Source organism: Maribacter hydrothermalis (genome assembly GCF_001913155.1).
GTDB lineage: Bacteria > Bacteroidota > Bacteroidia > Flavobacteriales > Flavobacteriaceae > Maribacter > Maribacter hydrothermalis.
Genome location: NZ_CP018760.1, coordinates 1,233,862 through 1,247,565 on the forward strand (window position 1 = coordinate 1,233,862; position 13,704 = coordinate 1,247,565).

A 13,704-nucleotide genomic window follows, 5' to 3' on the forward strand; every position below is an offset into this window, starting at 1 on the left:
TTATGTTTTATTAACGATAAAGAAGTTGAAAAAACCTACTCTATTCACCTATATTTCATAGACTGCTTTTGCAAATTTTGTAATCTTAAACCAATCACCAAATTATCCGTTCTAATCATTAGTTCTTATATAGACAATGCTTGCACACATTCTACCTACAATGTAGAATACTACCAAATACTTTCTATAATGTGTATTCACAGAGTTCAGAAAAATCAATACTGTAACCGTTTCAAGCTTTATCTAATTTATCTTGCTATCAACAATCATTAAAACTTATTATATTTTGGCGGTCATCAAACTTTATCGAAATCTAAATTAGATACCTAATTAGATATTAATAATGACATAAGTCATAATTAAATATAAAATCATCTTTTTATTATCTTTATAGCTTCTAATAAAATATAACTATGTTATCAAACGCCTCTAAATATGCTGTAAGAGCTATTTTCTACCTAGCTATTCATAGTCATGAAACCAATAAAATAGGTGCAAAGAAAATCTCAAAGGAATTAGAAATGCCACAAGCTTTTTTAGCACAATTACTACGTAATCTATCTTCACATAAAATAGTTTCTTCTGTTAAAGGGCCAGGCGGAGGCTTCTTTTTAGATAATGGAAACAGGAAAAAATCTATTTGGGATGTTATTGTAAGTATTGACGGAAAGCAAAAATTCGACGAATGCTTCTTAGGTTTGGCAAAATGTAATGAAATTAATCCCTGTCCAGCCCATGCAATCGTTGCTCCTTTTAAAGAAAAGATTTTGACTGATTTTAGAGATAAGACCATTGATCAACTTGTTGAGGAAATAAAAAAGAACGGTACCGTTATCTCATTAAAAGGTCTAGATTTAAATGAGGAATAGCTAATAGTTCATTAGCTATTCCTATAAAGTAATCAAGAATGAAAGATTACATGGGGCAAAACCTTTAAATTTTAATACTAGACCTACTATTGATTAAACTAAAATCGGATACTTTTTAGATAGTAGACAACGCTAAATGCATAGTCTATATTTTTAGACTTGTATTTGAATTCTATTTACGATTAAAATAGTACCGATATAAACTTTGATCTGGTGAACTGCTTTATGTTTTGACAGCGTCTACCAATTATTCGATATCTTGCTCTAACAAAGGCTCGTTTCCCTTGTATTTATCCGCTAAACTTATATCAATCATTGGATTATCAAATTTCAAAGCATCTTGCCCATTAATTTCTATTTTTACAAATATTCGATTGTCTTTTTGATAAAAGTGAAAATTATAGTCGTGTTGATGTTTCCATTTTGACTTAAACTGTCGGAATGAGAAATAATATTTATTATCGTAGGTAATTAGAAAATCGTTTTCGCCATTATCGTTAATCATTATTTCTTTTTGCCCCCCATCATAAAGCGTAGTATATTTTTCTCGTTTATTAAAAAGATCTGTGTCGTTCTCGCGGAATTTTGAAATAACGCTGAACCCTAACTCAATTTTTACTTTTTCAGTCGTAATAGGACTGTCAGCTGTTACATTAATATTGTTTGAGTTCCATATAGGATAATAATTTTTGTTTATTTTCCATAATCCAAATACAAGAAGAATTAATAGACCTAATAAGAATGCTATTTGTTTTTTCACTTTTTTATTCGTCTTTTAAGCATGCCATAAATAGAAAATAATAAATTTTCTCAATTAGGCGTTCACCATATTATTAAAGATTTTATTGCCCTCAAATTAGAAAGCTTTATTTGTAAATATGATTTATTGGACATGAATTTCAGTTACAAACAACCACATTTCATAATTAAATGCTCGGTTATTCTTCTGCCTCTAAATCATTTTACATAAGTTAAAGTTCCAAAATAATATCTAATCATTCTATGATGTTTGTCATACTTCCATTGCTAAAATTTCAATTCGTTTATTTTCTAGGTTACGTTCATTATTTTGTAAATGATAGTGTCTTAAACCATGCTCCGTTTGCCTGCCCGAACTAAAATTTGATACTCGTTTTAGATAGCCGATAACTCGAGTTGCATGGTCAACATTCTTGGACTTGCACTTACTACATTCAGTTAACGTTCGCTTATCTATATGAGAACATTCATTACAAATGGTAATTCGTATATTAAAACATAAGTAATTGCACCCAGCCTTTGCCGTAGCATTTATGAGTTTTTTAAAACCCTCTTTGTTCGGTGTTTCCTCAAGGTTAAGATGTAAGGCAGACCCACCATCAAGATATTGGATAATTTCTTTGCCGTGCAACATTATTTTATCCAAAGAATTTATGCTTTCATCCTCTACAATATAAAAATAAGAGTTGTAACAATCTCTTGGCACAAATAAACCATCTTCTCTATCCCATTTAGCATTTTTAATCCCTAGGTTTTCCGCCGGCACAAACTCTGTATTGAACATATAGCCATATTCTAGCTTGGCAATTCTATTTTCTTGATAAATAGCTTTTAAATATTGGTTTACAAAATCTTTATAAGTCTTATTATTTCCAACCTTAATTCCTTTGCTTTCAGCGGCTTCCGCCATTCCATTAATGCCAATGGTCAAAAATTGTTTTTCTAAAGATATAAACCCAGCTTGATACACGGGAAGCATTCCCGCTTGTTCATACTCATTAATAAGCTGCCTGAATGCAACTTGATATTTATGTACTTTTCTTATCTGATCCACAATATTCACATCTTGTTGCACCAATCTGTTCATATTTAGCGTAATAACATTTATAGAACCTGTTGACACGCCACCTGCCCCTAAAGAATAACTAAATGTATTGTCGCTTATTTCGTTACGTAAACGACAGCAAGATGCTAAGCTATCGGCGTTTTCAGATTGATAGATAAAAAATGAATTGCCCTCACTTAATTCTTTAGCGCACATTTCAGTAAAATCAGTATCAACAGGAGCACCATTTTTTACCAACATCGCCGCAGTAACAACCGGAAAGGTCAATATTGCTTTTTTTCGTTCTTTATTGAACCATTTCATAAAGAATGATTGTAAGCGTTTTACACTTTCCCACTTTGGTTTGATCATATCGGGGAAAACAAAATTCCCGAACATACTTTCAAAATAAGCATCATCATAAATGGAAATATTCCAAAAAACGGATTGATACCCACGAGCGGCGGCAGGTTGGTTGACGGCATAGACCACGTGTTGCAAATGATTTTCAATCAGTTTTTTATGTTCAATAAGATAGTTTTCACCATAATCTTTGACTGCAAAATGGTCGAAATATAACAAAAACTCAACTGTGGCCAGTGCACCTGCAAACTGGGAACTCACTGCAAAAACCAAGTTTACAAACTCACCGCAATAACTTTCCAAATGTTTAGGAGCCCTACTTTCACCACCCAATTTAGTAAGCCCATCTAAAAGAAAAGGATACATACTAATTGAAGTACAATATGGCTTTAATGAGGTTTCGTCGTGAACATAAATTTCATGTGACTCTATCTGTCGTATATACTCATTGGCCAATTCTTCCCCGAAAAGACTGGCTATCTTTTGTTTTACCAATGCCCTATTTACTTGAATATTGATATCTTTATTTAATTCGGCTTCCATTGTTGCAATGTTCTTTGAAGTTACATTAGCGTTCGCATCTACCTTGGAGCCATCTGCGGCATTGGCCGAATTAAGATAGTGATCAATGAAATTGATTTTTTGTGTAATCTGCTCTTCTGTTAGTCGTATCATAGGATAGTTTAATTAGGTATGAATAAGTGATTTAGTATCTTGTTTGTTTTTACTTCTTTAAATTTTTGATTGGTGGTTTTACTTTCAAGTCCACCCAACTCTTTAATCCAAGGACCGGTTTTTAAATAAGTAAGATGTTGTAATAATTTTGAGGGCACTTCATCTAAACCTGTATAAAGACATGTTTTATACCCATTTTTTTTAGCATGTTCCAAATAGAACATAAGTTCTTTTAAATGCCATTCACCCCCCATAAAAACAACACATGTTGCCAACCCTAAATATCTATTAAGTATCTCTATATAAGTCTGTCGGTTTATTTTTGTTCCACTACCCTCTTTCCATAAGAATGGGGAATGGCACCCCTGGCAGCGAAGGGGACAACCAGATATTGTAAAACAAAGACTTACTTCCCCAGGCACCTCTTGAAGTACAACGTGAAAATCGTAACAATACATATTTTTATAAAATAATAAATGACCTTTTTATCTTTTATAAAAATATATATAATCTCTTTTATGTTGGATTTAATAGAATTGACTTATTAAGAATCTTATCAACAATCTTTGCTTTCTTAATTTAATACGATGTTGTGGATGTATGGAACTATAACCAAATACGAATGATTTTCCTTAGTGACATAATTAGTCAATATTTATGAATTTTTATTTCAGAACAAGACCTTACATTTTACACTAAACCTTATTACACATAATTTAAAAGTAGCTAAACCATTAATTAAAACTATTCACTTCCCTGTTTTTCCCAGCATAATAAAAAAATCTTTACAATATAACAATTAAACGACCTTTTTATATTTTATTTAAAATATATTATCTTTGTACCATAAATAGCTAGTTAAAGTCTATTCTCAATAAAGCTCGTAGTATAAAAACAATATCACTTAAAGATTTATAAAAGACTTTTTAATTAGTAAGAAATACATTTCTAAAATGAAATATTACCGTTTAAACTTTTTTAAGTATTCTTATTTAAAACGTATAATACCAGCTCTTTTATTATTAGTCTTGATCGTGTTTATCTTCAAATATGCGGTAAGCCATACTAATTCCCATGATCGTTATTTTAATGGTGTATTTCCACCACAATCTCCATCAGAAGTGCCCTATGGCATAGCTTTTCCTAGCTTAAAGTTTGATACCCCATTGACTTTTAACACAATTCCACATCAAAATAAACTTGTAGTTGGTCAACGTGACGGTAAGATTTACTGGTTTGAGAATGACCAAAAAACCACTGACAAAAATTTATTAGCGGATTTATCCGATGAAGTAGGTGTCGTTTGGGACGGAGGATTTTTAGGCTTAACAATACACCCCAACTTTGGTACTACCGGGAAAAACTACTTCTATGTATTTTATAGTTCTGAGGATAGTAATAATAAAGATTTTCCAGATTTTTACTCGACACTTGGTTGTGATACTGAAGAATTTTGGGGCAATTATTTAGTACTTGAAAGATTCGAGGTCAATCCTATTACCCTTAAACTCAAAACCGGGTCTAGAAACCTCCTTCTTAAATTACGAATGTACGGAACAACACATAGGGGTGGAGGTCTCCAATTTGGTAACGATGGGTTTCTATATTTGGCAACGGCCGACCAGACTGCCAGAGTGAAGTCACAAGACATCAAAAACAATCTTGATGGCGGTGTTTTAAGGCTCGATGTCGACAAAGACCCTGAAAAAAGCCACCGACCAATACGCAAGATTCAGAAACACGGATATGAGGACGAAATTAGCGGGTTAGAATATTGGATACCAAATGACAATCCATTTCTTAGCCCTGATGGAACTAATTATGAAGAATATTACACCTTAGGGCATAGAAATCCGCATAGAATGACTAAAGACAGGGAGAGCGGCTTGTTCTATATCGGAGAAATTGGGGAAGATACTCATGAAGAAATTAACGTGATTCAAAAAGGAAAGAATTATGGCTGGCCTATATTTGAAGGTGATGAACCAGGTCCTAATTGCGGAATAAAGATGTATAATGATATGCCTCATGAATACCCTCTTGTTTCTTTTCCTAGAACTGACGCGAATTGTATTATCGGAGGGTTTGTTTACAGAGGTGATAAAATCCCAAACCTCTATGGGAAATATATCTGCGCCGATTATGGAAATGGTGAAGAAATGTGGTCCGTAGATATAAAAACAGGTGACTATACTCTTTTAGGTAATTTTGCACCTGCTGATATTGTTTCTTTTGGAGAAGATGCGCAGGGTAATATTTACATATTAAAACAAGGTGAGGATGTAAACCTTTACACCATTATGCCATCAACTATTAGCTATGAAGGTTTTCCTAAAAACATTACGGAAACCAATATTTTTAAGAACTTGCAAACATTAGAAGTTTCTGATGATCTCACCCCTTACAATCTAATCGAATCTTCTTGGTCCGATGGTGCATATAAGAAAAGATGGATGTTTATCCCAAATACAGGAACAAATGAAAATGAGGCCGAAAAAATAAGCTTCTCAGAAAATGAAGAATGGGAATTTCCAATAGGATCCGTATTAATTGCACATTTAGATTTACCAATTGATGACAAGAATCCCCAGTTGACAAAAAAAATTGAAACTCGTTTTTCCATTAAAGGGCATGACGGTAAATTTTACTTCCTTACCTATAACTGGAACGATGAGCAGACCGAAGCTACCCTACAAAAGGAATCTATTGATGAACAAGTTGCCATTAAAACCAAAGACTTTGGTGTACGATATCAAAACTGGCATTTTCCTTCAAATACTGAATGTATTGTATGTCATAACGGTGCTTCAAAAGGCAGCTTAGGCTTTAGAACTAAGAATCTCAACATGGAATTTCCACATAATAATACTAAAATTAACCAATTAGTAAATTTAAGTGACAAAGGAATTATAAATAAGATAATTACCGATAATGATACAGAAAGCCTACCAACTCATAAACCGCTTAACGATGATACTGCAACTTTAAATGATAGAGCAAGGTCATATTTAGATTTGAACTGTGGTTATTGTCATAGACCTGACACTGGAAATAGGGCAGAGTTTGATTTACGATTATTTAATAGTTTAGAAGAAACTGGCCTTTTAAATGCCGGGACATTAACTCCTTTAGGAATTGACGGAGAAAGAATTTTAGTTCCAGGAAATGCTGAAAAATCAATATTATTTCAGAGAATGCTGAGTACGGAAACCACAACTATGATGCCACCCCTTGCCAAAGGGGTTGTTGACGAAGATGCCGTCATTTTGATTCGTGACTGGATTAATCAGCTCCAAATCTCAATAAATTAAGCTCCTATTTAACCAAATATCATCCTTAATTTATTGTTACATACTATATTCTGATAAATTCGGTAAAATATACATCCGGTTTACACTTCTATTTTAGACCGTTTTTAGGATTACAATTACTTAATCATCATGGTAAAGTACTCCTTGCCCCTTTTCCCTATGTAAATATATAGAGCGGTATAAGAATCTAGTTTTCTCTAAATATTTTAAACACTAAATCCTTGGTTAATGGCCGTCCTTTTGCTTTTTCTCGAATAGCACTAAAGCTAAAACGAAAGTCGCAACCTGCTTTGTACTCACTACATCCATAAGCTGCTTTCCCTTTTAGAATTATACCTTTACCGCATTTTGGACAACTATTTTCTTCGAAAGTGTGTTTTGCCTGAACTTTGTCTTTCTTAGGTTCTAATTTCAATTTAAAGTTTTCATCAAATCTAACTATCCCTTCTATAGAGGTATTGTTAGTTTTAAACCCTTTTAAGTTCACTGTGGATCCTTTTTTAAATAACCTAATATATTGCTTTTCTGAAATGGTTTTGCCTTCAAACTTAAATGGAATTATGAAATCGCAGGTCTTTTTAAATTCTGAACAACCATAGGCAGATTTCCCTTTACGGATTATTCCTTTTTTGCATTTAGGACAAACCTTTGAGGCCAGATCTGTAGATTTTTCAATTCCTTTTTTCTTTGTATCTGTTGCTAGTTTGTTATTTACAGCCGAAATATTTGCCTTTCTAGTTTCACTACGCACCTCATAAACCAATTGATCTACCATTTGCTTCATTTGTTTAATAAAACTACCGGCATTAAAAGTACCTTTTTCAATATCCTTTAATTGCTTTTCCCATTTACCTGTGAGCTCCGCTGATTTCAATAATTCATTTTGAATAGTATCTATTAGCTGAATACCCGTAACTGTTGGTATTACTTGTTTTTTATTTCGCTTAATATATTTTCTACGAAATAAAGTTTCTATAATATTCGCACGTGTAGATGGTCGACCAATACCGTTTTCTTTCATGAGCTCTCGTAACTCTTCATCATCAACCTTTTTTCCTGCTGTTTCCATTGCTCTTAAAAGCGATGCTTCTGTATACTGCTTTGGTGGTTTCGTCTGCTTTTCTAGAAAAGAAGGCTCATGTGATCCTTTTTCGCCTTTCTTAAAAGTGGGCAATATCCCAGATTCTTTATTTTTTTGGCTGCTGATAGTAGTCGAAGTATCAAAAACTACTCGCCATCCTTTTTCTAAAATTTCTTTTCCCGTGGCTTTAAATTTCACTTTTTCAGCTTTACCGATAACAGTAGTATTCGAGACTTTACAATCTGGGTAAAATACCGCAATAAAACGACGGACAATACTATCATAAACCTGCTGCTGATTATATTGTAAATTCATTTGCTGACCTGTGGGAATAATAGCATGGTGATCGGTAACCTTACTATCATCGAAAACCTTTTTTGTTTTCTTAATTTTTTTTCCTTGTAGTGGCTGTGTTAAAGAAGCATAATCAGTTAGGTTCTTAAGGATTCCTGGCACTTTAGGGTAAATATCATTTGGTAAAAATGTGGTATCTACTCTTGGGTAGGTTACTACTTTTTGCTCATATAATTTTTGAACGATCTTAAGAGTTTCATCTGCACTAAAACCAAATTTTGTATTACAATAGACTTGTAACCCCGTTAAATCAAACAGTTTAGGTGCATATTCATTGCCCGATTTTTTGGAAATGGAAACAACTTCGAAATCGTGTTCTTTTACAATGTTCGCCAATTTCTCTCCATCTTCTACCTTAAGAAATCGACCTTCTTCATAACTAAACAAAGTATCCCTATATAATGTTTGTAACTCCCAATAGGGCTGTGGCTTAAAGTTTTCTATTTCTTTAAACCTGTTTACCAACATTGCCAAGGTTGGTGTCTGCACACGGCCCACAGATAATACCTGTTTATACCCACCATGTTTTAACGTATACAAGCGTGTGGCATTCATCCCAAGTAGCCAATCGCCAATGGCACGAGAAAAACCTGCATAATATAAATTATCATAATCTGCAGATGGTTTTAACTTTTTAAAACCTTCTTGTATGGCCTCGGTGGTAAGAGAAGAAATCCAAAGCCGTTCTACCTTGCCTTTATATTTTGCTTCATTTAAAACCCAACGTTGTATTAATTCTCCTTCTTGCCCAGCATCCCCACAATTGATAACAACATCTGCCTTGTCGAATAATTGCTTTATAATTTTAAACTGTTTTTGAATACCTGCATCTTTTGTCACTTTGGTTTCAAAATGTTCGGGTAACATGGGTAAATTATTCAAATCCCAACTTTTCCAATGTGGTTTATAATCGTTTGGCTCTTTAAGCGTACAAAGATGCCCAAAAGTATAGGTAACTGCATATCCATTGCCTTCATAGTAGCCATCATGTTTGCTATTGGCACCGACAACAGATGCTATTTCTCGTGCTACAGAAGGCTTTTCGGCAATACAGACTTTCATTTTATATTTTGAAAATTATAGATTTAGTTGTGAGTAATATTCGAAGCAAATAACGTATAACTTTACAATGCCGTCGTGGTAGTTTATGACTTGAAAACTAACTTCGGGCGGACTTTATAATTAGACAAATATAGAAATTGTTTATAGAAGCAAACTATTACATAAAAAGCCGCTAAAACGGTGTTTTAGCGGCTTTTTCATTTTAATTACTTAACCAAAGGTAAAATTAATGCTATTACCCGAATGTTAACACAGAAAAATAGCCTAACTAATAGTTACGGCATGGATTCTTTTTTTATCTGCTTTCTTAGTATGTTAAGGTGTTATACCCGTTTGCTTGTAATTGCAGCATTCGTACCGATGCAGTTGGGGTGACATCAAGACCGTCGAAAAGCTTCTCTTCTGCAACTCCTAGTTTTTCCATTGCAACACTACATACACTTACTTTAACCTTGCCCTTATATTTTTGAAAAAATTCTTCAAGGTCAGAACCTTTTGTCAAAAGGGTTACTACTTTACCTTTGACAACAATTTCATATTCTTCTATTTCCACTCCATTTTCAATAAGTAGATCATACATACTAAGCACCCCTTTAAAATGCCTTTCTGTAGTAAGTATAAAACCATACTTCGGTGTTTTCTGTAAATCTGCAGCGGTTTGTTGGTCTAATTTTTTCTGTCCATAAACTTGTGTGCCACTAGCTAACATTAGTATTACAACTAATAGGGTACGTAAAATATTTTTCATCTATTCTATTTTTAAACATCTAAAAATACAGAATTAAATGACTTTCTCAATAACCCTAAAATAATCGTTAGTTTTTTTTCACCTTCAAAGGTTTCAATTGACTTTAAAATCACATTAAAGGCCATAGTCGGCGAAAACGCTAAACCAATAACATACGAATGCAATAAGTCAATTTCATCATCAGAAACCTCATGTTTACTGCAAATAATTTTAAAGAGATCAAATAAAAATACTAACCTATCTCTGTCTGAGTCCAAAGGCTTGAGCCCAAACCTAATTAGATTTTGTATAATTTCAGAGTATTGATTTGGACTAATTTTAAGGTTATCTGCTTAGCCTAATAAAACAATTTTATTTTCATCATTTATGACCCCATCAGTTAATGCCATACTTTCTACTGCAGCAAAATAAGACAGGTTTCTGTGTTCTTGATCGGTCTCAAATAAATTAAAAATTATGACATGATGCCCAAGACTTTAAAAAAAGGTCATAAAAGCATGTACACTAAAAAAAGTATTAAAGCCAAGGACTAGAATGATGTTTTAATTTGTAAAACCAATGCAGCTTATTATAAAATTTGGTTTTTATTAAAGAGTATGACGCTTTCCATCAAAAATTAAAGCAATACAAACAAGAAAAAGGTTTTGTATATTACCTATTCTCAGAAACCTTACCTTACCATTTAATTGCCTGAATTGTAAAATTTAAATAGCAACCATATTTTATAGTAACTGCATTAGAAACCAGTACTTTTAACGAAACAATAATTTAATAATAAATACATAAAAAACACTTAATGAAAATTGTAATTCTATCGCAAAATCCAAATTTATATTCGACCAAAAGGTTAGTAGAGGCAGGCGAAAAAAAAGGGCACGAAATGCTTATCGTAGACCACACTAAATGCAACTTAGTTATCGAAAAGAAAAAACCAAGTATTATTTACAAGGGTGAAGAGATTTTAAATGTCGATGGAGTTATTCCAAGAATTGGTGCTTCGGTAACTTTTTATGGTACCGCAGTGGTTAGGCAATTTGAAATGATGAAAGTTTTTACTGCAACAGAATCACAAGCATTGGTAAGATCTAGAGACAAATTAAGAAGCCTTCAAATTTTATCTAGAGCTGGTTTAGGTTTGCCAAAAACTGTTTTTAGTAATTATTCTAAAGATGTAAGCCAAGTAATTGAGCGTGCTGGTGGTGCACCATTAGTAATAAAATTATTAGAAGGGACCCAAGGTCTAGGAGTTGTTTTAGCTGATAATAAAAACAGTGCCGAGTCAATTCTTGAGGCTTTTAATGGTTTAAAGGCAAGAGTAATTGTTCAAGAATTTATTAAAGAAGCAAAAGGTGCCGATATTAGAGTATTTATTGTAGATGGCGTTGTGGTTGGCGCTATGAAAAGACAAGGAAAAGAAGGTGAATTTAGATCTAATCTTCATAGAGGTGGTAGCGCTAATATCATAGAATTAACCGATGAAGAAGAAAATGCAGCATTAAAAGCAGCAAGGTCTTTAGGATTAGGTATTGCCGGGGTCGACATGTTACAATCTGCTCGTGGACCTTTAATTTTAGAAGTAAATTCTTCTCCTGGTTTAGAAGGTATTGAAAACGCTACAGGCAACGATATTGCTAGCCAAATTATAAAATATGTGGAGCGCAATGCAGAATAACAATTTGAAAATTATAGGGTAAAACTAAAAAGGGTTGCACAATTGCAACTCTTTTTTAATACAAATTATTCGCTCTAATTATTTTGAAGCTTTCCAGGATTCGAACTCTTTTATAATATTTTCATTTACCATGGGGTATAATCCAATTACGGCATGTCCATTCTAAACCTTATCCATTACAAATTCTTCATAAAGGGTCATTTTTAAGCATTGGTCTGCAACTTCATGCGAAATGTTAGGCAGTAGAAAATGAGCCTTCACGATAAATGAAAAGTATTTTGTTAGCGCTCAGTTGGCTAAATTCGAGCAAAATTTAGCAAATAACTGATTACTTATCTCATGTATTGCATCAATACTAAAAGGTATGTAACAAAGTTTTTTCAAGAACCTCATATACCTTTATAAAATACTAATAATAAAATAATATTACTGTGATAAAACCCACAATGGAAGTGCCTGATTTAAAAATACCTATAATCAACGATACCAAATGGAGCTTATATGATCAAGCTAGTACATCTTTTACTATGATTGTTTTTTACAGAGGATTGCATTGCCCGGTTTGTAAAAACTACTTAGAAGATTTAGCGACAAAATTAAAAGATTTTAGCGACAGAGGTGTCCACTTAATCGCTATTAGTAGTGATAGTGAGGAACGAGCAAAGAAAGCAGGCGAAGAGTGGAATATACCCGAACTACCTGTTGGTTATGATTTATCTATTGAGACTGCTAGAGAATGGGGATTATTTGTCTCTAAAAAAACTTCGGATAAAGAACCGGATGAATTTTCAGAACCTGGATTATTTTTAATTCGCCCTGATAATACCTTATATGCCAGTGCTATTCAAACAATGCCTTTTGCAAGACCTCATTGGGACGATATTTTAAACGCAATAGATTACGTCAACAAAAACAACTACCCTGCAAGAGGTGGCGAGTAGACTAAGTTTCTAGAATACTTTAAATAAGAAAGGTGATTAAATCTGTTATAGAATGATCACCTTTTTTAAGTATCTACTTAAATGAACCGATTAAATGTTGTCCAACTTCCATTTTTCGAACTTAACCTTAGCCTCTTCACTTACCATTGGGTAAAGGCCTATCACAGGTTCTCCTCCTTGTACCATTTCTAAAACGAAATCTTCATAATATGTCATTTGTATACATTCATCTGCAACTTCATCTGCAATATTTGCTGGTATTACTATAACCCCATCATCATCGCCTAATACCATATCTCCTGGAAAAACAGCTACATCTCCGCAACCAATTGGATCATTAATGGCTATTGCTTGGTGTAAGGTTAAATTTGTTGGTGCAGAGGGCCTATTATGATATGATGAAAAAGGCAAATCTGCTATCTCGGCAGAATCTCTAAATCCGCCATCTGTAACAATACCAGCGGCTTTACGCACCATTAATCTCGTTACTAAAATAGAACCTGCCGAAGCTGCCCTAGCATTCTGCCTACTATCAATAACCATTACCGCACCTTCTGGGCATTCTTCTACTGCTACGCGTTGTAAATGTTTTGGGTCTCTAAAAACTTCTATCGGATTTAAATCTTCACGTGCTGGTATATATCTTAACGTATACGCCTCTCCTACCATTGTTGGTTTACCCAATTTTAATGGACTTACATGCTGTATAAATTGATTCTTTAGTCCTTTTTTAAAAAGACAAGTAGCAACTGTTGCAGTGCTTACTTTTTTTAATTTCTCTACGGTTGATGTTGATTTATCAGTCATACTTCTTATAAATTATT

The 13,704-nt window shown here is 33.4% G+C and carries 11 protein-coding genes; 4 read left to right on the forward strand and 7 right to left on the reverse strand.

Annotation, left to right across the window (positions count from 1 at the left end):
- Positions 1-413: 413 nt before the first annotated feature.
- The gene (locus BTR34_RS05290; protein WP_068487161.1) at positions 414-869 is read left to right on the forward strand and encodes an RrF2 family transcriptional regulator; all 456 of its coding nucleotides are present in this window, start codon (positions 414-416) and stop codon (positions 867-869) included.
- A gap of 247 nt (positions 870-1,116) precedes the next feature.
- Here the strand turns inward: BTR34_RS05290 and BTR34_RS05295 are convergent, their stop codons facing one another.
- The 3 genes from BTR34_RS05295 to nrdG form a co-directional block, all read right to left on the reverse strand.
- Positions 1,117-1,629 (reverse strand): hypothetical protein, encoded by a 513-nt coding sequence (locus BTR34_RS05295; protein WP_068487163.1) that lies wholly within the window; start codon positions 1,627-1,629, stop codon positions 1,117-1,119.
- 252 nt (positions 1,630-1,881) lie between these two features.
- The gene (gene nrdD, locus BTR34_RS05300) at positions 1,882-3,711 is read right to left on the reverse strand and encodes an anaerobic ribonucleoside-triphosphate reductase (RefSeq protein ID WP_068487165.1); all 1,830 of its coding nucleotides are present in this window, start codon (positions 3,709-3,711) and stop codon (positions 1,882-1,884) included.
- A gap of 8 nt (positions 3,712-3,719) precedes the next feature.
- A complete protein-coding gene (nrdG, locus tag BTR34_RS05305) occupies positions 3,720-4,169 on the reverse strand; it encodes an anaerobic ribonucleoside-triphosphate reductase activating protein (RefSeq protein WP_068487166.1) in 450 nt (149 codons plus the stop codon).
- Between the two features lie 576 nt (positions 4,170-4,745).
- Between nrdG and BTR34_RS05310 the strand changes: the two genes are divergently transcribed.
- Positions 4,746-7,022: a PQQ-dependent sugar dehydrogenase gene (locus BTR34_RS05310; RefSeq protein ID WP_197496210.1), complete on the forward strand. Its 2,277-nt coding sequence runs from the start codon at positions 4,746-4,748 to the stop codon at positions 7,020-7,022.
- Between the two features lie 187 nt (positions 7,023-7,209).
- Here the strand turns inward: BTR34_RS05310 and BTR34_RS05315 are convergent, their stop codons facing one another.
- The 3 genes from BTR34_RS05315 to BTR34_RS05325 all read right to left on the reverse strand — a co-directional run bounded on the left by BTR34_RS05315 (position 7,210) and on the right by BTR34_RS05325 (position 10,524).
- A complete protein-coding gene (locus BTR34_RS05315; RefSeq protein ID WP_068487170.1) occupies positions 7,210-9,519 on the reverse strand; it encodes a type IA DNA topoisomerase in 2,310 nt (769 codons plus the stop codon).
- 307 nt (positions 9,520-9,826) lie between these two features.
- A complete protein-coding gene (locus BTR34_RS05320; RefSeq protein ID WP_068487172.1) occupies positions 9,827-10,267 on the reverse strand; it encodes a DsrE family protein in 441 nt (146 codons plus the stop codon).
- A gap of 11 nt (positions 10,268-10,278) precedes the next feature.
- Entirely contained in the window at positions 10,279-10,524 is a 246-nt protein-coding gene (locus BTR34_RS05325; RefSeq protein ID WP_068487175.1) for a hypothetical protein, read from the reverse strand.
- Positions 10,525-11,063: 539 nt separating this feature from the next.
- On the opposite strand from BTR34_RS05325, the gene rimK reads away from it, so the two are divergent.
- Both rimK and BTR34_RS05335 read left to right on the forward strand, forming a co-directional pair.
- On the forward strand, positions 11,064-11,939 hold the full coding sequence (gene rimK, locus BTR34_RS05330) for a 30S ribosomal protein S6--L-glutamate ligase (protein ID WP_068487176.1): 876 nt from the start codon (positions 11,064-11,066) through the stop codon (positions 11,937-11,939).
- 431 nt (positions 11,940-12,370) lie between these two features.
- Positions 12,371-12,880, forward strand: a complete 510-nt coding sequence (locus BTR34_RS05335) for a peroxiredoxin-like family protein (protein ID WP_197496211.1) — start codon at positions 12,371-12,373, stop codon at positions 12,878-12,880.
- A 90-nt stretch (positions 12,881-12,970) separates the two neighbouring features.
- Here BTR34_RS05335 and BTR34_RS05340 read toward each other — a convergent pair whose 3' ends face one another.
- Positions 12,971-13,687, reverse strand: coding sequence for a ribonuclease activity regulator RraA (locus BTR34_RS05340; protein WP_068487180.1), 717 nt, complete (start codon positions 13,685-13,687; stop codon positions 12,971-12,973).
- Positions 13,688-13,704: the final 17 nt, after the last annotated feature.

Bases quoted from the DNA above. Each gene is read 5' to 3' on its own strand.
- BTR34_RS05320 (WP_068487172.1), bottom strand. From the start codon at position 10,267: ATGAAAAATATTTTACGTACCCTATTAGTTGTAATACTAATGTTAGCT.
- nrdD (WP_068487165.1), bottom strand. From the start codon at position 3,711: ATGATACGACTAACAGAAGAGCAGATTACACAAAAAATCAATTTCATT.
- BTR34_RS05340 (WP_068487180.1), bottom strand. From the start codon at position 13,687: ATGACTGATAAATCAACATCAACCGTAGAGAAATTAAAAAAAGTAAGC.
- BTR34_RS05315 (WP_068487170.1), bottom strand. From the start codon at position 9,519: ATGAAAGTCTGTATTGCCGAAAAGCCTTCTGTAGCACGAGAAATAGCA.
- rimK (WP_068487176.1), top strand. From the start codon at position 11,064: ATGAAAATTGTAATTCTATCGCAAAATCCAAATTTATATTCGACCAAA.
- nrdG (WP_068487166.1), bottom strand. From the start codon at position 4,169: ATGTATTGTTACGATTTTCACGTTGTACTTCAAGAGGTGCCTGGGGAA.
- BTR34_RS05290 (WP_068487161.1), top strand. From the start codon at position 414: ATGTTATCAAACGCCTCTAAATATGCTGTAAGAGCTATTTTCTACCTA.